The organism is Burkholderia sp. 10_S31 (assembly GCF_056930375.1).
Genome location: NZ_JBXOWK010000001.1, coordinates 1942497 through 1962943, shown reverse-complemented (window position 1 = coordinate 1962943; position 20447 = coordinate 1942497). Strand labels below are relative to the sequence as shown.

Sequence of the window (20447 nt, the reverse complement as noted above, 5' to 3'; positions counted from 1 at the left end):
GCGGGTTGGCGCAGCGAGGCGAACGGATGCGGGCGGCGGCACTCACCGCCATCGCGCGTCAGGACGGCGACGCGGCAAGCGGCGCGACGCCGGCTTCGCCGCCGAGCAGCAGTGCGCCGCGCCCCATGTCGAGCACGGCTGCGAGGCTCTGCACGCCGCCGAGCTTGCGCACGTCGAAGGTCAGGCCGCCGTCGTGCGACGCGACGATCGCGCCGCCCTGGCCGACCAGCACGAGTTCGCCGCCGGCAAGCTGGGTCGCGCCGAAGTACGACACCGGCACGTGGCTGTCGACGTGGGTCCAGGTCGCGCCGCGGTCGGTGCTGCGCAGCACGTTGCCGCGCATCCCGTACGCGACCCAGTCGCCGTTCGCGAGCATCAGCGCGCCGAACAGCGAGCCTGCGTACGGCGACGGCAGCTTGTCCCAGGTCGCGCCGTTGTCGGTCGAGCGCAGCAGCGTGCCGCTCTCGCCCGCGATCAGCAGCGTGCCGTGGCCGTCGCCGACGATCGCGTTCAGGTGGCGGTCGCCCGCCGGCGTCTTCAGCGGCTGCCACGTGAGCCCCGCATCGTCCGAGCGCAGCAGCTGGCCGAAACTGCCGGCCGCGAACAGCGGGCCGTTCGCGCTCCCCCACACGGACAGCAGCGGATCGGAATGCGTGTGGTCCATGTGGACCTCGCGCCAATGCACGCCCGCATCGTCGCTGCGCACGATCCGCCCGTCGTGGCCGACCGCGATCCCGAGCGTCGGCGTGATGAAGCTGACCTGCGTGAGCGTCGAGCCCGGGTCGGGCATGACGGACGCCGGACGCCACTGGCGGCCCGCATCGTCGCTGAGCAGAATCACGCCGCGTTCGCCGACCGCGACGATGCGCGTGCCGGCCTTCGCCAGCCCGTTGATCTGCAGACGATCCGCGTGGATCGCAGTGATCGGGAACGCCGGCAGCGGGCGCGGCGAAAACGCGAACAGCGCGGCGCCGAGCACGAGCGCCGACATCGCGAGTCCTGGCAGGGTTTGTTTCATCGCTTGTCTCCATCGCCTTTTTCGATCCGAGCCGGCGCTTCAGCGCTTGCTCGGGTCCCACGCTTTGCGTTGTCGCGGCCGACTCCAGGCGCCGGCCACGGTCCCAGGCCGGCGGTCGGTGCCGCGGCCTCGAGGGTCCTGAATCGCTACCTCGCCCGGCGGCGCAGCCACGCCGCCGAGCCGGCCGCTACGTGCCGACCTCGAACAGCGCGGCGGCACCCATCCCGCCGCCGATGCACATCGTCACGACCGCATGCCGCACGCCGCGGCGCGCGCCTTCGAGCAGCGCGTGCATCGTCATTCGCGTGCCCGACATCCCGAACGGATGGCCGAGCGCGATCGCGCCGCCGTCGACGTTCAGCCGCTCGTCCGGAATGCCGAGCGTGTCGCGGCAGTACAGCGCCTGGCACGCGAATGCCTCGTTCAACTCCCACAGCCCGACGTCGGCCACCGTCATCCCGAAGCGCGCCAGCAGCTTCGGAATCGCGAACACCGGGCCGATGCCCATCTCGTCCGGCTCGCAGCCCGCCACCGCGAGGCCGCGGAACGTGCCGAGCGGCGCGAGCCCACGGCGCGCGGCCTCGGCGCGCGACATCACGACCACGGCCGCCGCGCCGTCCGACAGCTGCGATGCGTTGCCGGCCGTCACGAACTCGCCCTGCTCGACGGCCTTTCCGCCGCTCCACGACGGCTTGAGCCCCGCGAGCCGCTCGGCCGTCGTGTCGGCACGCACGCCTTCGTCGCGTGCCGCGTGGACGTCCTCGTAGCCGGCCGGGTTGCCCTCCTTGTCGAACAGCGCGCGCCGCACGTCGAGCGGCGCGATTTCCGCGTCGAAGCGGCCGGCCGCCTGCGCGTCGGCCGTGCGCTGGTGGCTCTGCAGCGCGAATTCGTCCTGTGCGGCACGCGAGATCCGGTAACGGCGCGACACGATCTCGGCCGTTTCCATCATCGCGATGTACGCGGCCGGCTGGTGGTCGAGCACGGCCTGCGAGCGCGCGCGATACGCGTTCTTGTGCTTGTTCTGCGTGAGCGAGATCGATTCGACGCCGCCCGCGACGACGATCCGCGCATCGCCCGCGCCGATGCTGCGCGCGGCGCTCGCGATCGACATCAGGCCCGACGAGCACATGCGGTCGATCGACATGCCGGGCACCGATGCCGGCAGCCCGGCCGCCGCGGCCGACAGGCGGCCGATGTTGTAGCCCTGCGTGCCCTGCTGAGCGGCGCAGCCGATCAGCACGTCATCGACGTCGGCCGGCGCGACGCCCGCGCGTTCGAGCGCGGCGCGCACGACGTGGCCGCCCAGCGCGGGCGCTTCCGTATCGTTGAACATGCCGCGAAACGCCTTGCCGATCGGCGTGCGTGCGACGGAAACGATGACTGCGTCTTCCATGTGTCTGGCTCTCTGGAACTAGAAGTAGTAACGGCTGATCGTGTCGGCAACGCAGCCGGGCTTCGCTTCGCCTTCGATCTCGACGGTCACGCGGATCCACGCCTGCACGCCGCCGTCGAGCGGCGCGACGCGCAGCAGTTCGCCGACGCCGCGCACACGTGCGCCGACCTTCACCGGCGCGGGGAAACGGATCCTGTCGCAGCCGTAGTTGACGCCGAGCCGCGCGCCGTCGATGCGTACGATCTGCGGCAGGAAATGGTTGACGAGCGACAGCGTCAGGTAGCCGTGCGCGATGCACGCGCCGAACGGGCCGCTCTTCGCGCGCACCGGATCGACGTGCACCCACTGGTGATCGCCCGTCGCGTCGGCGAAGCCGTCGATGCGGAGCTGGTCGATCGCGAGCCATGCGCTCGCGCCGAGCGTGTCGCCGACGGCCGCTGCCAGTTCGCCGGGATGCGCGAACACGCGGGGCGTCGCGCGCACGGGGTCGAGGGTCGTGTCCATCATGCGTGCTGGCTGCTGACCGACAGCACTTCGCCCGTCATGTACGACGCGTAATCGCTTGCAAGAAACACCATCACGTTCGCAACCTCCCAGACTTCGGCGGCGCGCCCGAAGGCTTCGCGCGACGCCAGTTGATTCAGCAGGTCGGCCGGGGCCGACTTCTTCAGAAAATCGTGCATCGCGATGCTCGGCGCGACCGCGTTGATGCGCACCCCGTACGGCGACGCCTCGAGCGCCGCGCAGCGCGTGAGCGCCATCACGCCCGCTTTCGCCGCCGCGTAGTGCGCCTGTTCCGCCTGCGCGCGCCAGCCGAGCACGGATGCGTTGTTGACGATCGCGCCGCGGCCGCGGGCCTGCATGTGCGGCAGCATCGCGCGCGTCATCCGGAACGTCCCGGTAAGGCTAATGTCGATCACTCGCGACCATTCGGCATCGTCCATTTCGACGATGCGTTTCGCGCCGCCGAGCCCGGCGTTGTTGATCAGTACGTCGACGCCGTCGAGCTTGTCCTGCGCGTCGGCGACGAGCGCCTGCACTTCGTCCTCGACCGCGACGTTGCACAGGCGGCCGTACACCTGCTGCAGCCCCGTTTCGGCACGCAGCGTGTCGACCGCCTGTTCGAGGCGCTTCTCGTGGATGTCGGAAATGAACAGCGCGCGACAGCCTTCCTCCGCGCAGCGGCGCGCGGCCGCGAAGCCGATGCCGGCGCCGGCGGCCGCCGTGATCAGCACCGATTTGCCGGCGAGCAGCTGGTGACCCGGCACGTAGGCCGGCGCTTTCTGGATGGTGGGTTCGGTCATGCGTTACCTCGCGCTTCTCGTGGCATGCCGAGCCCGCGCTCGGCCATGATGTTCAACTGGATTTCGTTGGTACCGGCGTAGATCGTGTCCGCACGGGAGAACAGGAAGACGCGCTGCAGATGGGTGAGCTTTTCGTCGGCCGGATCGATCACATTCGCGCGCGGCCCGAGCGCATCCATCGCGAGCTGGCCGAGGTCGCGGTGCCAGTTCGACCAGTAGTACTTGTAGATCAGTGCGTCGCGGCGCAGCGGCGCGGCGGTACCGCCGTTCGCGTCGTCCGCGCCCGACAGCATCCGCAGCGCGTTGTAGCGCATCACGCGCAGCCCGGCCCACGCGCGGCCGATCCGCTGGCGCAGCACCGGGTCGCGATCGACGCCCGATTCGCGCGCGGCGTCGATCACCCATTCGAGTTCACGGACGAACTGCATCTGCTGGCCGAGCGTCGACATTCCGCGCTCGAAGCCGAGCAGCGTCATCGCGATCCGCCAGCCGTCGCCCGGCGCGCCGACGAGGTCGCGGGCTTCCGCACGTGCACCGTCGAAAAACACTTCGTTGAATTCCGCGCCGCCGTTGAGCTGTTTGATCGGCCGGATCTCGATGCCCGGCTGGTCGAGCGGCATCAGCAGGAACGACAGCCCCTTGTTGCCCTTCGACGCGGGATCGGTGCGCGCCAGCACGAAGATCCAGTCGGAATCATGCGCGAGCGACGTCCACACCTTCTGGCCATACACGCGCCACGTGCCGTCCGCGTCCTGCTCGGCGCGCGTGCGCACGTTCGCGAGATCGGATCCCGCGCCCGGTTCCGAGTAGCCCTGGCACCAGAACTGCGTGCCGGCGAGAATCACTGGCAGAAAACGGGCGCGCTGGTCGTCGGTGCCGCACGCGACGAGCGTCGGCCCCAGCAGCCCTTCGCCGATGTGGCCCATCCGCCCCGGGCCGCCGGCGCGCGCATATTCCTCGTGGAAGATCACCTGCTCGGCAACCGAGAAGCCGCGCCCACCCGCATCCGTCGGCCAGCCGAGCCCGGTCCAACCGCCCTTCGCCAGTTCCCGCTCCCACGCCTTGCGCAACTCGGGAAACGCTTCCTCGTCGCCGGGGCCGCCGCGATATTTCAGGCATGCGAAATCGCCGGTCAGGTGCGACTGCACCCAGTCGGCCACTTCGTGCCGCAATTGCTGCGCGCGCGTTTCGCTATTCATTGAAGCGCTCCTGTGCGCGCGGCGGACGGACGGGTTGCGATCGACGTCTGCGACGACGCGAGCACCGCGTCGCGCTGCGACGTGCCGCCGTCGATCGCATGGCTCGCGATCCATTCGAGCAGTTGCGGCGTCGTGCCGAACTGCGCACCCGACGCCTGCGCGCGCTTGAAATAAAGATGCGGGTCGTATTCCCACGTGAAGCCGACGCCGCCGTGCAACTGGATCGCTTCCTGTGCACAGAACGCCGCTGCGTCGTTCGCGGCTGCCTTCGCGGCCGCGACGTCGGCCCGCAGCGCCGCGCCGGGCGCGCCGCTGCCTGCTTCCGCGTCCCACGCATGCGCCGCACCGAGCACGGCCGAACGCGCGGATTCGATCAGCACCATCATCTGTGCGCAGCGATGCTTGACCGCCTGGAACGATGCGATCGCGCGGCCGAACTGCACGCGCTGGCCCGTGTAGTCGAGCGTCAGGTCGAGGCATTGCTGTGCGCCGCCGAGCTGCTCCGCAGCCAGCGCAAGCGCCGCGAACCATCCGGCGCGTTCGAGCACCTGTGCGGCAACGGCGCCGCTCGCAAACAGCGCGTCGCGGTTCACGCGGGTTTCGTCGAGAACGATGCGCGCGATCGGCCGCGTCGCGTCGAGCGTGTCGAGCGGCGTAACGCTCACGCCGGCCGCCGTTGCGACATCGATCGCGAACATCCCGATTGCCTGCCCTTCGTTCGCGATCCGAGCGGGGATCAGCAGCAGGTCGGCGCGCGCGCCGTCGATCACCTGCTCGAGCGTGCCGGACAGCGCATAACCGCCCGCCGCTTCTTCCGCGACGACCGGCAGCGACCGCGAAACGGCCGGCAGGTCGAACGGCAGCGCGAGCGTCGCGCTGCACGCGCCTTCGGCGATCTTCGCGAGCCAGCCGGTCGCAAGCGGCGTGTCGGAGCAGCCCGCCAGCGCGGTCGCCGCCAGGCACGCGGTCGGAAAATACGGCACGCATGCGATGCGCCGGCCGAGCTGTTCCATCAGCAGCGTCTGTTCGAGCGCGCCGAGCCCCATCCCGCCCGCGGCCTCCGGCAACGACAGCGCATTCCAGCCGAGCTCGCCGGCCAGTGCGCCCCACAGCGCGTCGTCGCGGCCGGCCGAGTGCTCGATTGCGCGGCGCACGTCGGCCGACGCGCTGCGTTCGGCGAGTACGTCGGCCGCCGCATCGCGAATCATCGCCTGTTCGTCGGTGAGCGCCAGATCCATCGTCAGCTCCCGTACACGCGCTGCGCGGGACGCGCATCGGCGAGCAATTGTGCGACCGCCGGACCAACCTCGGCCGGCGCCCAGCGCGCGCCGCGATCGACGCTCGGGCCCGTGCGCCAGCCTTCGGCGACGGCGATCATCCCGCCCGCGACCTCGAACACCTGGCCCGTCACGTCGGCCGACAGTGCGCTGCCGAGCCACACGACGAGCGGCGCGACGTTGGCCGGATCGAAATAGTCGAAGCCGCCGTCCTCGGGCTTCTTCATCATGTCGGCGAACACGCCTTCGGTCATCGACGTGCGCGCGGCCGGCGCGAGCGCGTTCACGCGCACGCCGTAGCGCTGCAGCTCGACCGCCTGCATCAGCGTCAGCGCGGCGATGCCGGCCTTCGCCGCACCGTAGTTCGACTGGCCGATCGACCCTTGCAGCCCTGCGCCGGAACTCGTGTTGACGATGCGCGCGTCGACCGGCTTGCCGGCCTTCGCCGCGTCGCGCCACGCGCGTGCCAGCACGCTCGACAGGCAGAAGTGGCCGCGCAAGTGCACGCGCATCACGTCGTCCCAGTCGGTTTCGGTCATGCTGGTGAACATCTTGTCGCGGCAGATGCCCGCGTTGTTGACCAGCACGTGAACGTCGCCGAACGCTTCGCGTGCGGCATCGACGATCCGCTGCGCCGTTTCGACGCGCGTGATGTCGTCCGCATTCGCTAGCGCGCGCCCGCCGCGTTGTGCGATCTCGTCGACGACGGCCTGCGCGGCCTCGTGCCGGATGTCGTTGACGACGACCGCCGCGCCTTCGGCCGCGAACGCCAGCGCGTATTCGCGCCCGAGCCCGCCGCCCGCGCCGGTGATGATGACGGTGCGTCCGTTGCAGATTCCCATGCTTGTGCCTCTTGGATCCTGAGATCGTGAAAGTGACGCGCTCACAGGCGCTCGATGATCGTGACGTTCGCGAGGCCGCCGCCTTCGCACATCGTCTGCAGCCCGTAACGGCCGCCGGTGCGCTCGAGTTCGTGCAGCAGCGTCGTCATCAGCCGCGCGCCGGTCGCGCCGAGCGGATGGCCGAGCGCGATCGCGCCGCCGTTCGGGTTGGTCTTTTCGTGCGGGAAGCGCGTGTCGGCGAGCCACGCCTGCGCGACCGACGCGAATGCCTCGTTCAACTCGACCACGTCGATCTGCGACCAGTCGAGCCCGCTCTTCTTCAGCGCGGCCTGGGTGGCCGGGATCGGCGCGGTGAGCATCCACAGCGGATCGTCGCCGAGCACGCTCAGGTGATGGATCCGCGCACGCGGCGTGAGTCCGTAGCGCTTCAGCGCGTCCTCCGACACGATCAGGAGCGCGGCGGCCGCGTCGCACATCTGGCTCGCGACGGCAGCCGTCAGCGAGCCGCCCGGCGTCAGCGGCTCCAGCGTCGCCATCTTTTCGAGCGACGTGTCGGGGCGCGGCGTCTCGTCGTGCAGCACGCCTTCGAGCGGCACGATTTCCCGCTTGAAATGGCCGGCCTCGATCGCGGCGACCGCGCGACGGTGGCTTTCGAGCGCGTAGCGCTCCATCGCGTCGCGCGACAGGTTCCAGTGATCGGCGATCCGCTGCGCGGCGACGAACTGCGACACCGGCGCATCGCCGAAGCGCGCGCGCCAGCCGGTGCTGCCGGAGAACGGATCGTTGAAGCCGAGCGGCACCGCGCTCGTCATCGCGGACGAGATCGGGATCTGCGTCATCGTCTGCACGCCGCCCGCGACGACGACGTCCTGCATGCCGCTCATCACGGCCTGTGCGGCGAAGTGCACGGCCTGCTGCGACGAGCCGCACTGGCGGTCGACCGTCACGCCCGGCACCTGCAGCGGCAGCCCGGCCGCGAGCCAACAGGTGCGCGCGATGTTGCCCGCGAGCGGGCCGATCGTATCGACGCAGCCGAATACCACGTCGTCGTATTCGTCGGCCGGAATCGCATTGCGTTCGACGAGCGTCTTCAGCACGAAGCCGCCGAGGTCCGCCGCATGCACGTGCGCGAGCCCGCCCTTGCGGCGGCCGGTCGGCGTGCGCAGCGCGTCGACGATATAGGCTTGTTTCATTAATTGGTTTCCTCGAAGTCGAAGGTCTGCGCGGGGCCGATCGGCAATGCGTCGCAGAGGATCGCGTCGGCCACGCGGGCCTTGTGGAACGCGCTGTCGCCCCAGCTGCCGGAGAGCGCCCAGATCCGCTTCATGAAGATCTGCAGGTCGAGCTCCCACGTGTAGCCGATCGCGCCGTGCACCTGCATCGTGTGGCGCGCGGCCAGTTGCGCGGCCGAGGCCGCCGCGAGCTTCGCGTGCGATACGAGCACCGCGCGCTGCGGATGATCGTCGGCGATCGCCCGAGCGGCGCGTACGACCACCGGCCGCGCGAACTCGTAGCGGATCGCGACGTCGGCGAGCAGGTGCTTGAGCGCCTGGTACGAGCCGATCGCCTTGCCGAACTGCTTGCGCTGCGCGCTGTAGTCGATCGCAACATCCAGCACGCGCTGCGTGAGGCCGAGCAACTGCGCGGCGACCGCGAACGCGCCGTGGTCGAGCGCGCGGTTCAGCAGCGGCGCGGCATCGTCGGCACGCGCGATGCGGGTGGCAGCCGACGGCTCCCAGTCGAGCGTGAACAGGCGCCGCGACGGGTCGACGCTGTCGACGGCGCGCCACGCGCACTGCGCGGGATCGACGCGGTGCAACTCGCCGCGGTGCTCGCACAGCAGCGTTTGCGCGACGTGCACGTCGGCCGCATACGGGTTCACCGGATGCACGAGCGCGACGCGCGCGCGGCCTTCGGCGATGTCGTTCAGCAGCGCGTCGCGCCAATCGCTGGCAGGCAGCCGCGCGAGCACGCCGGCCGATACGAGCGCCGTGTCGAGCAGCGGCTCCGGGCTGCCGAAATACCCGTAGGTCTGCGCGAGCAGCGCCCATTCCACTTCGGTCAGGCCGAGGCCGCCATGCGCTTCGGGCACCGACACGGCGGTCAGCCCCTGCGACGCGAACAGCGCCCACAGCGCGTCCGAGCGGCCCGTCGGCGTGGCCCACAGCTCGCGGATCAGCTCCGGGGTCATCTCGGTCATCAGCAGGCGCTTCACGCTGTCCGCGAGCGCTTCCTGGTCTTCATCGAATACGAAATCCATAGGATGTCCGTTCAGTGAGGTGTCGCCGGCACGCCTACGCGCGCGGCATGCCGAGCATCCGTTCGGCGACGATGTTGCGCTGGATCTCGTTGGTGCCCGCATAGATCGGGCCCGCCTGCGCGAACAGGAAGCCGTCGAGCCAGTGACCGAGCACCGCGTGCTGCGCGGCCGTCTGCGGGACGACCTCGCCGTGCGCGCCGAGGATGTCGAGCGCGGTCTGGTGCATCCGCAGGTCGAGCTCCGACCAGAACACCTTGTTGGTGCTCGACTCCGCGCCGATATGGCCGCCCTTGAGCAGCCGGCTCGCGGTCGCGTAGGTCGACAGCGCGTACGCCTGCGCATCCATCCATGCGGACACCACGCGCTCGCGCAGCGTCGGGTCGCGATCCGCGCTGTCGCGATGCGCGAGATACAGGTCGCGCAGCGCCTGTGCGGTGCGCTGGAAGCGCGCGGGCGAACGCAGCATCAGCCCGCGCTCGAAGCCGGCCGTCGCCATTGCGACCTGCCAGCCCGCGCCTTCGGCCGCGAGGCGGTTTTCGACCGGCACGCGCACGTCGTCGAAGAAGATTTCCGCGAAGCCCGTCTGCCCGTTCAACTGGCGGATCGGCCGCACCGTGATGCCAGGCGCGGACAGCGGCACCATCAGGAACGTGAGCCCGTGGTGACGCGACGATTCGGGGTCGCTCCTGAACAGCCCGAACAGCCAGTCGGCCCACACCGCGCGGGTCGACCAGATCTTCTGGCCGTTGAGCACGTATTCGTCGCCGATGCGGATCGCCGTCGTGCGGATCGCGGCCATGTCCGAGCCCGCATTCGGCTCCGACCAGCCCTGCGCCCATACGTGCTCGCCCGCCGCCATCGCGGGCAGGAAGCGCGCCTTCTGCGCGTCGGTGCCGAAGTCCATCAGCGTCGGGCCGAGCAGGAAGATGCCGTTCTGGTTCACGCGCATCGGTGCGTCGGCGCGCCAGTACTCTTCCTCGAAGATCAGCCACTCGATCAGGTCGCAGCCGCGACCGCCCAGCTCGCGGGGCCACGTGACCATGCTCCAGCGGCCCGAGTGCAGCGTGCGCTCCCATTCGCGGTGCGCGGCGAAGCCTTCCTCCGTATCGAAGCTCGGCAGCCGCTCGCGCGGCACGTGCGCGGCGAGCCATGCGCGGATTTCCGCGCGGAACGCCTGCTGTTGCGGCGTATAGGTCAGGTTCATGCGCGTGCCTCCTCGGCGGCGGCCTGCGCGTCGAACCGCGCGTCGCGCTTCTCGACGAACGCGGCACGCGCCTCCGTCGAGTCGTTCGTCATGTACGCCTGCAGCGTGAAGCCCTGCTCCCAGCGGTACTTGTCCTCGAGATCGCCGTCCTCGACGCCGTTCAGCGCCTCCTTCGCGAGCCGCACCATCGCCGGGCTCTTCTCCGCAATCCTGCGGGCGATCGCGAGCGCCGCGTCGCGCAGCGCGTCGCGCGCGACGACCTGTTCGAGCGCGCCGAGCCGGTACGCTTCGGCCGCGTCGATCATCTCGCCGGTGAAGTACATCGCGCGGACCTTCTGCACACCGAACAAGCGCTGCAGGTGCGCACCGCCGCCCATCGCGCCGCGGTCGATCTCCGGCACGCCGAAGCGCGCGCAATCGGCCGCGACGACGATATCCGCCGCGCCGCAGATGCCGATCCCGCCGCCGAGCACGAAACCGTGCACGGCCGCGATCACCGGCTTCGGATTGCGGTGCACCGCGCGGAACGTCTCGTAGTTCCCGGCATTGACCGACACGATCCGCTCCGGATGCGCGGCCAGCTCCTTGATGTCGACGCCCGCACAGAAGCCGCGGCCTTCGCCGCGCACGACGATCACGCGCACGTCGTCGTCCTCGCCGAGCGCGTCGAGCGCACGCGCGAGCGCATGCCAGCCCTGCGCGTCGAGCGCGTTCACGGGCGGATGGGCGATCACCAGTTCGGCGATGCCGTCGGTGCGCTCGATCCGGAACGGCATCGCGCCGGCCGGTTGATTGGATACAGTCATCTCCAGACTCCCTGTGATGTTTTTCATGCGGCCTGTGCCGCTGCCGCGCCGCGCAACGCGGCCAGTGCGTCCAGCCGCTCGCCGGCTTCCGCGACGATCCGCGCGATCAGCGCGTCGCACGATTCGATCGCGCCGATCATCGCGGCCGCCTGGCCGCTCGGCAGCACGCCTTCGTCCGGACGCCCCTCGACGATCGCGCGCTGGATCAGGAACGGCGCGTTCGCGGCCATCAGCGTCTGGCTCGCCGTGTAGTCGTGCGAGCGCAGCGCCTTGATCGCGAGGCCGAGCATGTCCGTCGTGCTCAGCCCGTTCTTGCGTCGCCACGCTTCGGCCGTCTTCAGCGCGAACCACGTGCGGCGCAGTGGGCCGAAGCGTTCGAGCTTCAGCAGATACGGGTTGTCGATCATCCGTTGCGGCAGCCCGTCGAGCGCGTCCGACACGCGGATGCGTGCCGGGTCGCCGACCGCGACGTAGCGCTCGAGCGTCGCGCGCGGCACCGGCGATTCGGCGCTCATCAGGAAGCGCGTGCCCATCGCGATGCCGGCTGCGCCGTACGCGAGCGCGGCAGCCAGCCCGCGCCCATCGAAGAAGCCGCCCGCCGCGACCACCGGCACCTGCACCGCGTCGAGGACCTTCGGCAGCAGCAGCGTGGTCGGCACCGAGCCCGTGTGGCCGCCGCCTTCCGCGCCCTGCACCGTCACGATGTCCGCGCCGAGTTCGACCGCCTTCGCCGCATGCTTCGGCGCGCCGACGGTCGGCATGCAGACGATGCCGGCGTCCTTGAAGCGGCGGATCGTCTTCGCGTCCGGCCCGCGTCCGTAGCTCACTGCACGCAGCTTGTGCTTGATCGCCAATTCGACGACCTGCTGCGCGTTCTTCTGGAACATGTGGAAGTTGATGCCGAACGGCTTGTCGGTCAGCGCCTTCACCTTCAGGATCTCGGCCTCGACCCGCTCCGGTTCGAGCGTCGCGCCGGCCAGGAAGCCGAAGCCGCCCGCGTTGGCGGTCGCCGCGACGAGCCGCGCGTCGGCCACCCAGCCCATCGCGGTCTGCACGATCGGGTAGCGGCAGCCGAGCAGGTCGCACAGCGGCGTATGCAGCGGGCTTTGAAGCGTCGTGCTCATGCGGCGGCTCCGTTGACGGCGGCCGGTGCGGCGTCGGCCTGATCTTCGTCGCCGGCCTTGCGCTGCGAGCTGGCCATCTTGCGTGCGTCATACCCGCCGAGGCGGTCGCCGCTCACGAGCTCGTTGTGCGCATGCGCGAAGTGATGCCACGCGAACGCCGCGTCCATCGCCGCGCGCTTGCCCTGCAACTCCTCGACGTGGTTCAGCGCCTGCTTGGTCAGCGTGAGGCCGAGGCGCGGCATCGTCGCGATCTTCGCGGCGATCGCGTAGGTCGCGTCGCGCAGCCGCTCGCGCGGCACCACGCGATTGACCATCCCCATCTGGTACGCGCGCTCGGCCGGCATCCGCTCGCCGAGGAACAGGAATTCCTTCGCGATGCGCGGGTTCAGCTCGTATGCATGCGCGAAATACTCGACGCCCGGAATCCCCATCCGCACGACCGGATCCGCGAAGAACGCGTCCTCCGACGCGACGATCAGGTCGCACACCCACGCGAGCATCAACCCGCCCGCGATGCACGCACCGTGCACCATCGCGATCGTCGGCTTCGGCAGGTCGCGCCAGCGCCGGCACATCCCGAGGTACACCTCCTGTTCGCGCGCATAGAGGAACTCGCCGCCTTCCTTGTCGACGTGGTCGTACCACAGCGACGCACGATCGAACGACTCGTGGATGTCGCGGCCCGGCGTGCCGATGTCGTGCCCCGCCGAGAAATGCTTGCCGGCGCCAGCGAGCACGATCGCCTTCACCGCGTCGTCGTGTGCCGCGCGCCGGAACGCCGCGTCGAGCGCATACGTCATCTTCGAGTTCTGCGCGTTGTGATACTCGGGACGGTTCATCGTGATCGTCGCGATGCCGTCCTCGACCGCGTAGTCGACGACACCTTCGCCGAACGTCATCTGGGTCGCTTCCATGTCGGACCTCATCCGCGGCGCGGCGCCGGGTTGTTGCGCACGATCGCCGCGCGCAGGTTGTGAGGGTCGAGCGCACGCACGATGCGCAGGTCTTCGGCAGTCGGTGGGGCCGTCGTGCCGATATCGGGCGCGGCGGCCAGCGGGAAGCCCGTCGCGTCCTGCACCTCGTCGAAGCTCACGCCCGGATGCAGCGAGCGCACGCGGATCGCATGGTCGGGCCCGCCGAAATCCATCACGCACAGGTCGGTGACGATGCTGCGCAGGTCGACGAAGGTCTTCATGCCGGGCACCCGACGCGCCGGGTTGTAGCCGACCGTGCACACCATGTCGACTTCACCTTCGACGAACGTGCGCTTGCCGTGGCCACTGACGAAGAACGAGTTCGCGTGGTTCGTCGAGTTGCCGGGAAAGCCGCGCGCGCCGAGCAATTGAGTTTTCGGACGCGCGTAGTCGTCGCCGAGCCACGAGATGTTCGCCTGGCCGAAGCGGTCGATCTGCGTCGGCATGACAAGCGCGTGGCGGCGACCGTGCCACAGGCAGTCGAACACGCGTTCGTAGGTCATCCAGCCGCTCGCCTTCACGCGATAGCCGTCGGGACGGGGCCCAAGCGGCACCGGCTCCTCGACGAGATACGCTTCGCCGTCGGTCAGCATCAGCCCGTTGTTGTAGGCGAGCCGCGCGAGGCCCGCCGCGAGCCGTGGGCCCGTGCCGATGCCGGTCGCCAGCACTTCGCCGTCGTTGCGCCAGAGTCGCGCGGACGCGACGATCATCAGTTCCGCGAGGGAATGGTCGAGAGATTCGCTCACAGGCGCTCCTTTACAGAATCGGCAACGGCAGCGTCGTCACGTGCGACAGGCCGCCGACGCCTTCGAGGTACTGGCGTTCGTCCTGGCCGACCACGTCGCGCAGGTACGCCGCCGTCTTCGCATCGTCTTCCGCGCTCGCGCAGTAAGCGCGCAGGTGCGGCAGGTCCCAGCCGTAGTCCGGCCCGCACGACGTCGGGTGCGCGCCACCCGGCGCGTGCACGACGCCGGTGACGAGCGAGCGCTCGAACGGGTTGCGGCGCGCGGCGTCGAGGTCGTCGCTCGCGAGCGACGCATCGACCGTTTCCGCCGACACGTAGCAGCGCTGCGCGGCACGCGCCATCCACGCATCGAAGAACGGATCGGGACCATCGATGCGCGTGTTGCCCATCCGGTCGGCCGCATTCACGTGCAGCAGCGCGACGTCGAGCTCGATCGCCGGCATCGCAAGCAGCGTCTCGCCGTCGTCATACGGCGAGCTCACCGTGCGAAGCTGCGGCGCGTAATCGAGCAGCGCGGTACCGAGCCCGGCACGCGTCGGCAGGAACGGCAGGCGCGCGGCGGCCGCGCGCAGGCCGAGCTGCAGCATCCCTTCGTCGAGCTCGAGCACGTCGACGCGGCCCTGTTCGCGGGCACGGCGGAAATGCGGTTCGAGCGGGATCACGTCGAGCGACACGAAGCCGAACACCGCCTTGCGCACCTTGCCGGCGGCGCACAACAGGCCGATATCGGCACCGCCGTATGCGACGATCGTCAGGTCCGTCAGGTTCGAGCGCGCGATCTCGCGCACCAGCGCCATCGGCTTGCGTCGCGGCCCCCATCCGCCGATGCCGATCGTCATGCCGTCGGCGAGTTGCGCGACCACGTCGCGCGCGGACATCGTCTTGTCGAGAGGTTTCATCGTCATCGTGCTGGCTTACCGGTATCCGATGCTGAAGTCGTGGCCCCACTGGCTTACCTGGGTGGCCTCGAACACCGCATGCTTCGACCAGTCGACCGTGAGGCCGCCGAAGCCGTATTCGAGATCGAAGCCGCCGGGGGTCTTCATGTAGAACGAGATCATCTGGTCGTTGCAGTGCCGGCCGAGCGTCGCCGACATCTTCACGTCGTGCGCGGCGACCCGATCGAGCGCGCGGCCGACTTCGTCCATCGAGCCGACTTCGGCCATCACGTGCACGCAGCCCGACGGCACGGCCATCTCGAACAGCGCGAGGCTGTGATGGCGCGCGTTGCGGCAGTGCATGAAGTGGATGCGCTTCTCGGGTTCGGCGGGATCGGGCGTGAACTTCACGCGGTAGATGTCGGACAGCTCGAAGCCGAGCACGCCGCGCACGAATGCGTCGGTCGCGTCGAACTGCGGCGCGGGCAGCACTGCGTGGCCGAGGCCCATGTCGCCGGTGACGAAGCGCGCGACGCCCAGCGGTGACACGAAACGGCGGAAGTCGCAGCGCGCGCCCCAGTACAGCTCGTGCCGGTTGCCCGACGGGTCGGTACACCACGCCATCGCCTGCACGCGACGCAGTGCGGCTTCGTCGCGCGTGGCACGCACGGCTTCGACGCCCGCGCGTTGCAACACCGCGAGTGCGGCGTCGAACGCGGCGCCGTCGGGCAGTTCCCAGCCCGACGCGAAATAGCGGTCGGACGTGCCGGGGACGATCACGTAGCGGAAATCGCGCTCGTCCATCTTCAGGTATAGCGCGCCGTCGGGCGCGTCGAGCGCCTGCATGCCCAGCACGTCTTCCGCGTAGCGGCGCCACGCATCGACGCGGGTCGCCTCGACGACGACGTAGCCGAGCGCACGGACATCGATCATGTCGGCCTCCTCCAGGTTCAGAATCCGTTGTTCGTGAAAGGATTCTGGCCGGTCGGGAATGGCGTCACATCGTCTGTTGGGACGAGAGCCCGATGGGGAATCAGCGGGAAGCTGGTGGTGAAGCTGGGGCAGTGAAGCGGGCGCGCGCGGAAGCCCGGTGAAACGGGCTACGCGCGACGCAGAAGGCGGGAAGCGGTGGCAGGTTGCCGCGATGCGGCGACCCGGATCAATCGAACGGGTTCAACAGCCGGACGCCGGTGCGAGCGAAATCGTCGACATTGCGCGTGACGACCGTGAGATCGTTGATCAGCGCGGTGGCCGCGATCAGTTTGTCGAGCGCGTGCGCCGGATCGGGCACGCGCAGATGGCCCCACATCTGGCTGGTCTCGATATCGACCGGCAGGATGTTCGACGCATAGCCGGACAGGATCGTCGCCATCCATGCCTCGAGCGCCGACGCCTGCGGATGATCGCCGCGATGACGGATCAAATCGACGCCACGCCGCAGTTCGGCCACCGTCACGATCGACAGGTAAAGCGGGCTCGCGTCGGCCTCGGCCTGCCTGAAGAACGCGCGCACGCCGCGGTTGGCTCGCTTGCCTTTCCTGATCTCGCTGATGACGTTCGTATCAATCAAAAACACGCCTGACCTCGCCGGAATCCTGAACACGTTGGAAATCCGCGTCCTCGCCGACGTCCGGCATGCTCATCAGCACTTGCGCGAATGTCCGTCGCTTCGGCCGGCCGAGCGCATCGGCCAGAATGGCCCGATGTTCGGCCTCGGCGCTCCTGCCGTTGGCCGCGGCCTGCTCGCGCAGGCTCTGAACGATACTGTCATCCACGTTACGCACCAGAAGATTTGCCATGGGTCCCTCCATCCAGATTGCTATCAATGATAGCGCCTCGCCGGTGAATTGCAAGCATTGCTATCATCGTCGCGATCGGACGGAAGACGGTGTCGGCGTGGGCCGGCGGCAGCGGGCAACAGGAATCCACCCGCGTTCCGCCGCTGGCCCGACGCGTCGAACTGCTGTTGTCCACGGTAAATCGGATCGAGGTGATGAAAAAGCCGGCCGAATGGCCATGCACCGAAGCAGAGCCAGGCAGGTGCGCGTCGTCAGGCGCGCGGCGGCATCGCATCTGACGCGTGCCGCGCGACCCGCGCCGCCGCCCAGAATATCGCGAAGTCCGACCCGACCATCGGCGCGGACCGGTCGTGCCACCCGTAATAGCGGATCACCCAAACGACGAGGAACAGCATCTGCAGCACGAGCGCCACGACGGCATACGTTGCGACACGCCGCGTGTCGATTGCACGATCGTCCGCCCCACGTATCGTCTCCATCGACCACCCCGCGCTTTTTTTGTTCCAGTGAAGTACAGATGACACGTGCCGCATCGAAACATCATGTTGCATCTGCGTGCGGCATGCCGTCGTGACCGTTTGATACCATCAACGCACAAGACCGGCGATCGAACGCCGCGCGAAGCGCGCAGAAGACCTTGCATCGACGCGGACCATCCGTGCCTGAAATCCCGATCCAAGCGATCCAAGACACGAGACGCCCTTCAGTGGACCTGATTACACCTTCTCTGGATACCCTGTTTTCCCCGACCCCCGACAAACTCTACTTCCCTGCCTGCCTGGCGGCCGTCGCGATCATCGCGTGGCTCGTCGCAAGGCACATACCGTTCTACCGGTCAGCCGTCGACAAATCGCTGTCGATGCGCCATCACAACCTGGACGGGTTCCGCGGCATCCTCGCGACCTCCGTCGTCTTCCATCATTTCGCGTGCAACCAGGGCCTGCTGTCGACCGGCATCTGGGGCGCCACCTCCGACTTCCTGCGCAATCTCGGCACGATTCCCGTCGCGATGTTCTTCATGGTCACCGGGTTCCTGTTTTGGGAACGCGCATGCAGGGGCACGCTCGACGTGCGCACCTTCTTCGTCGGGCGCGTGCGCCGCGTCGCCCCGCTCTACCTCTTTTACGCGATCGTCATCGTCGCCTGCACGCTGTACTGGTTTCCCCGCAACGTCGTCCACGCGCCGATCCGGTTGCTGGCCGACCTGCTCAAGACCGTTTCGCTCGGCTGGTTCGGTGCGTTCCCGGTCAACGGCGCGGAACAAGCCAGCTACCTGAGCGGCGTCTGGTGGACGCTCGCATACGAATGGCGGTTCTACGTCGCCATTCCGTTCCTCGCGTGGTTCGTTGCGACACGTGCGTGGCGCAAGCTGCTAGCCCTCGCGATCGTCACGATCTGCGCCGCGCTGTTCGGACCGCCCGGCGGGATGGCCCTGCTGTTCGCGTTCGGTGCGCTGGCGTTCGAGGCCTCGCGGCATCCCGCGATCCGCTCGCTGCTCGGCACGAAATCGGCAGCCACCGTCGCGCTGTTGATTCTCGCCGTCGCCCCGTATCCGGCGGAACGCTATTCGATCGAGGGCGCACTTCCGCTCCTCCCGGTGTTCCTCTGCGTCGCGTGCGGGAATACGTTCTACGGTGTGCTCGAAACCCGACCGCTCGCGCTGCTCGGCACGGCCAGCTTCAGCATCTACATGATCCACATGGTGATCGTGTACACAATCGTCCGCGCATTCAACAAGTTCGTTTTCCCGATCGATTCCGTCGACGACACCGGTATCTGGGCGCTCGCGCTTGCGAGCGCACTGGTCGCCGTCCTCTGTTCGCTGCTGACCTACCGCTACATCGAGCATCCGTTCATCGCGAAGCGCAACGATGCGCGCCCGGCGCGCCGGGCGGTCGAATCCGCGCGCGAGCGGCACACAGCCGTGCTGTGACGCTCGTGCGGCTCAGAACCGATACGAGATCCCGATCTGCAGGACCGGATACCACCGATACCGCGACATCATGCGGTTCAGTTCGTCGAGGCCGCTCGCAACCAGGATCTGGCTCTTCTGCGGCCCGGCCGCGGCGGCCAGGTCCGGCGACAGCGTGTACGAGCAGCGCGGGATCCCGTATGCAACGCCCAAATCGGCGACGAAGCCGAGCCCTTTCGATGCAGGCCGATGCCCGTAGCCGATTCCGACATACGGCATCACGGCCGGATAGCGCGCCTGCGCGACCGCATACATCCCCGGCAGCGCCGGATAGCGCTTGCCGGCGAATACGTAGGTACCGTCAGTGGGCACCGACACGCCGCGGATCTCGTCGTCGTTGAAGCGCAATCCGATCGTCGCGCGAAAGCCGCTGCCGCGCCACGGGAAGATGTCCGCGTACAGGCCGCCTTGCCGCAGCTTGATGTCGTCCTGGTAGCGATTGCCGGCCACCGTGAAGTCATGCGTCAGATTGATCGCATTGAAATCCGCGTGCGCGCCGAGCACCGAGTTGAAGCTCACGGCCGCGCCGATGCCGACGCCCTGCGTGCCGCCCTGCAGGTAGATTTCCTGCGCGTGCGCGCCGGCGGCGAATACGATCGCCAGCGCTGCCCATTGGTTCACCGTCGTTTTCACGGGCGTCCCCCCCGACATGTGCCGGGCACACCAACCCGCCGCGCGCAGCGCATGCCGCCACGCGCAGCGGGCCCCCCGACACGACACCTTGCAAGCAAGCTTGCTGTTTGACGGACCAAACGTGCGGTGCCCGTTCGTGTCGCCGATACGACGCAGTGCGCGTCCGACACGACGGGCCGCCATTCCGCAGCTCGATCCGATCCCCGTTGTTTCGATGTTGTTTCGATGTCGTTGCGTGCCGCTCCCGCGATTCGTCGTGAACATCAGTTGCGGTTGTGACGAGCAGCACGGGGCTCATCGCAAGCGGTGTGCCATGCGGCGCAGACCGGCGCGGGACAAGCATCACCGTCAAACACCCGGCACTACGCTGCGCGAAATCGATGGAAATGTTTCAGGAACGCATCTGTTTCCAGGTACGTCATCGCTGCGCAGATGATCGAGGCGCCGCGCGGCAGGCGCGGTAACGTGCGCCGGACATGCTCGAGCGAGTCGCCGGCATGTCGGGATCGGCATGGCGAGCACTCACGCAACACGGCGCGCAGCGCGAAAAGCGTTTCATTCGTGCGACCTTGCGCCGGCCGCGGGGGCGAGCCAGTTGTGTGAATCGTGCCGTACAGGTCAGGGGAAATACTGAGGCCGGTATTTGTACATGTCTTGGCGCGTCAAACGCCTTCGGGTACCACGATGCTCTTGAGAACGCGTAAGCTGGCGAACAGCAGTCCATTGGCGACGCTCTCCGCAGAGTGAGCACCATTGCGACGCATTGATCTTCTGCTTTATCGAACGACATACGGGCAAGCCCACGTTGATACAATGCCCAACCAAGATCAAGCTGATTCGGAATGCAGGCAGGTCCGCGACTCCATTGCAATCGAAGCGGAATGCGTTTGATGTCTGCGACCGTCGGCAATTAATAAGATCAATCGACTCTCGGGGATATCGTGAAACGCATCGCACTTCTTTTGCTGGCCGCAGCTGTGGTTGCAGCTTGCGACTCGAAACATTCCGACAGCAGCGCG

General features: G+C 68.5%; 21 protein-coding genes. 1 reads left to right on the top strand and 20 read right to left on the bottom strand.

The features are described from left to right. Nucleotides 1-58: 58 nt before the first annotated feature. From AC1Z3W_RS08830 to AC1Z3W_RS08740, 19 genes are all read right to left on the bottom strand, one after another. A complete protein-coding gene (locus tag AC1Z3W_RS08830; protein WP_124832094.1) occupies nt 59-1018 on the bottom strand; it encodes a WD40/YVTN/BNR-like repeat-containing protein in 960 nt (319 codons plus the stop codon). Nucleotides 1019-1205: 187 nt separating this feature from the next. Next, nucleotides 1206-2411 carry an acetyl-CoA C-acyltransferase gene (locus AC1Z3W_RS08825; protein ID WP_124832096.1) on the bottom strand — a complete coding sequence of 402 codons (1206 nt, stop codon included), beginning with the start codon at nt 2409-2411 and terminating at the stop codon, nt 1206-1208. A gap of 18 nt (nt 2412-2429) precedes the next feature. Beyond that, nucleotides 2430-2915: a MaoC family dehydratase gene (locus AC1Z3W_RS08820; RefSeq protein WP_057925074.1), complete on the bottom strand. Its 486-nt coding sequence runs from the start codon at nt 2913-2915 to the stop codon at nt 2430-2432. Further along, complete coding sequence (locus AC1Z3W_RS08815; protein WP_483507455.1) at nt 2915-3715, bottom strand: SDR family oxidoreductase; 801 nt, start codon at nt 3713-3715, stop codon at nt 2915-2917. The genes AC1Z3W_RS08820 and AC1Z3W_RS08815 overlap by 1 nt, the downstream gene beginning before the upstream one ends. Next, nucleotides 3712-4914, bottom strand: coding sequence for an acyl-CoA dehydrogenase family protein (locus AC1Z3W_RS08810; protein WP_057925072.1), 1203 nt, complete (start codon nt 4912-4914; stop codon nt 3712-3714). The genes AC1Z3W_RS08815 and AC1Z3W_RS08810 overlap by 4 nt, the downstream gene beginning before the upstream one ends. Further along, nucleotides 4911-6152: an acyl-CoA dehydrogenase family protein gene (locus AC1Z3W_RS08805; RefSeq protein ID WP_483507454.1), complete on the bottom strand. Its 1242-nt coding sequence runs from the start codon at nt 6150-6152 to the stop codon at nt 4911-4913. Before AC1Z3W_RS08805 ends, AC1Z3W_RS08810 begins: the two co-directional genes overlap by 4 nt. Before the next feature lie 2 nt (nt 6153-6154). Further along, a complete protein-coding gene (locus AC1Z3W_RS08800; protein WP_057925070.1) occupies nt 6155-7033 on the bottom strand; it encodes an SDR family oxidoreductase in 879 nt (292 codons plus the stop codon). A gap of 41 nt (nt 7034-7074) precedes the next feature. Then, nucleotides 7075-8226 carry an acetyl-CoA C-acetyltransferase gene (locus AC1Z3W_RS08795; RefSeq protein WP_483507453.1) on the bottom strand — a complete coding sequence of 384 codons (1152 nt, stop codon included), beginning with the start codon at nt 8224-8226 and terminating at the stop codon, nt 7075-7077. Next, nucleotides 8226-9293, bottom strand: a complete 1068-nt coding sequence (locus tag AC1Z3W_RS08790; protein WP_483507452.1) for an acyl-CoA dehydrogenase family protein — start codon at nt 9291-9293, stop codon at nt 8226-8228. Before AC1Z3W_RS08790 ends, AC1Z3W_RS08795 begins: the two co-directional genes overlap by 1 nt. Nucleotides 9294-9327: 34 nt before the next feature. Continuing rightward, complete coding sequence (locus AC1Z3W_RS08785; protein WP_057925067.1) at nt 9328-10497, bottom strand: acyl-CoA dehydrogenase family protein; 1170 nt, start codon at nt 10495-10497, stop codon at nt 9328-9330. Continuing rightward, nucleotides 10494-11303, bottom strand: a complete 810-nt coding sequence (locus AC1Z3W_RS08780) for an enoyl-CoA hydratase family protein (protein ID WP_057925066.1) — start codon at nt 11301-11303, stop codon at nt 10494-10496. The genes AC1Z3W_RS08785 and AC1Z3W_RS08780 overlap by 4 nt, the downstream gene beginning before the upstream one ends. 23 nt (nt 11304-11326) lie before the next feature. Next, on the bottom strand, nt 11327-12427 hold the full coding sequence (locus AC1Z3W_RS08775) for an NAD(P)H-dependent flavin oxidoreductase (protein WP_483507451.1): 1101 nt from the start codon (nt 12425-12427) through the stop codon (nt 11327-11329). Beyond that, the gene (locus AC1Z3W_RS08770) at nt 12424-13341 is read right to left on the bottom strand and encodes an enoyl-CoA hydratase (RefSeq protein WP_057925180.1); all 918 of its coding nucleotides are present in this window, start codon (nt 13339-13341) and stop codon (nt 12424-12426) included. The genes AC1Z3W_RS08775 and AC1Z3W_RS08770 overlap by 4 nt, the downstream gene beginning before the upstream one ends. An 8-nt stretch (nt 13342-13349) precedes the next feature. Beyond that, nucleotides 13350-14147 carry a CoA-transferase subunit beta gene (locus AC1Z3W_RS08765; RefSeq protein WP_057925064.1) on the bottom strand — a complete coding sequence of 266 codons (798 nt, stop codon included), beginning with the start codon at nt 14145-14147 and terminating at the stop codon, nt 13350-13352. A gap of 10 nt (nt 14148-14157) precedes the next feature. Then, nucleotides 14158-15051, bottom strand: a complete 894-nt coding sequence (locus tag AC1Z3W_RS08760; RefSeq protein ID WP_483507450.1) for a CoA transferase subunit A — start codon at nt 15049-15051, stop codon at nt 14158-14160. A 9-nt stretch (nt 15052-15060) separates the two neighbouring features. Beyond that, complete coding sequence (locus AC1Z3W_RS08755) at nt 15061-15957, bottom strand: VOC family protein (protein WP_483507449.1); 897 nt, start codon at nt 15955-15957, stop codon at nt 15061-15063. A 226-nt stretch (nt 15958-16183) separates the two neighbouring features. Then, nucleotides 16184-16600: a PIN domain-containing protein gene (locus AC1Z3W_RS08750; protein WP_483507448.1), complete on the bottom strand. Its 417-nt coding sequence runs from the start codon at nt 16598-16600 to the stop codon at nt 16184-16186. Further along, the gene (locus AC1Z3W_RS08745) at nt 16587-16823 is read right to left on the bottom strand and encodes a FitA-like ribbon-helix-helix domain-containing protein (protein WP_014899176.1); all 237 of its coding nucleotides are present in this window, start codon (nt 16821-16823) and stop codon (nt 16587-16589) included. Before AC1Z3W_RS08745 ends, AC1Z3W_RS08750 begins: the two co-directional genes overlap by 14 nt. A 251-nt stretch (nt 16824-17074) precedes the next feature. After that, complete coding sequence (locus tag AC1Z3W_RS08740) at nt 17075-17302, bottom strand: hypothetical protein (RefSeq protein WP_244104791.1); 228 nt, start codon at nt 17300-17302, stop codon at nt 17075-17077. Between the two features lie 227 nt (nt 17303-17529). On the opposite strand from AC1Z3W_RS08740, the gene AC1Z3W_RS08735 reads away from it, so the two are divergent. Beyond that, a complete protein-coding gene (locus AC1Z3W_RS08735; RefSeq protein WP_057925059.1) occupies nt 17530-18756 on the top strand; it encodes an acyltransferase family protein in 1227 nt (408 codons plus the stop codon). A 12-nt stretch (nt 18757-18768) separates the two neighbouring features. Here the strand turns inward: AC1Z3W_RS08735 and AC1Z3W_RS08730 are convergent, their stop codons facing one another. Continuing rightward, nucleotides 18769-19446, bottom strand: coding sequence for a hypothetical protein (locus AC1Z3W_RS08730; RefSeq protein ID WP_483507447.1), 678 nt, complete (start codon nt 19444-19446; stop codon nt 18769-18771). Nucleotides 19447-20447: the final 1001 nt, after the last annotated feature.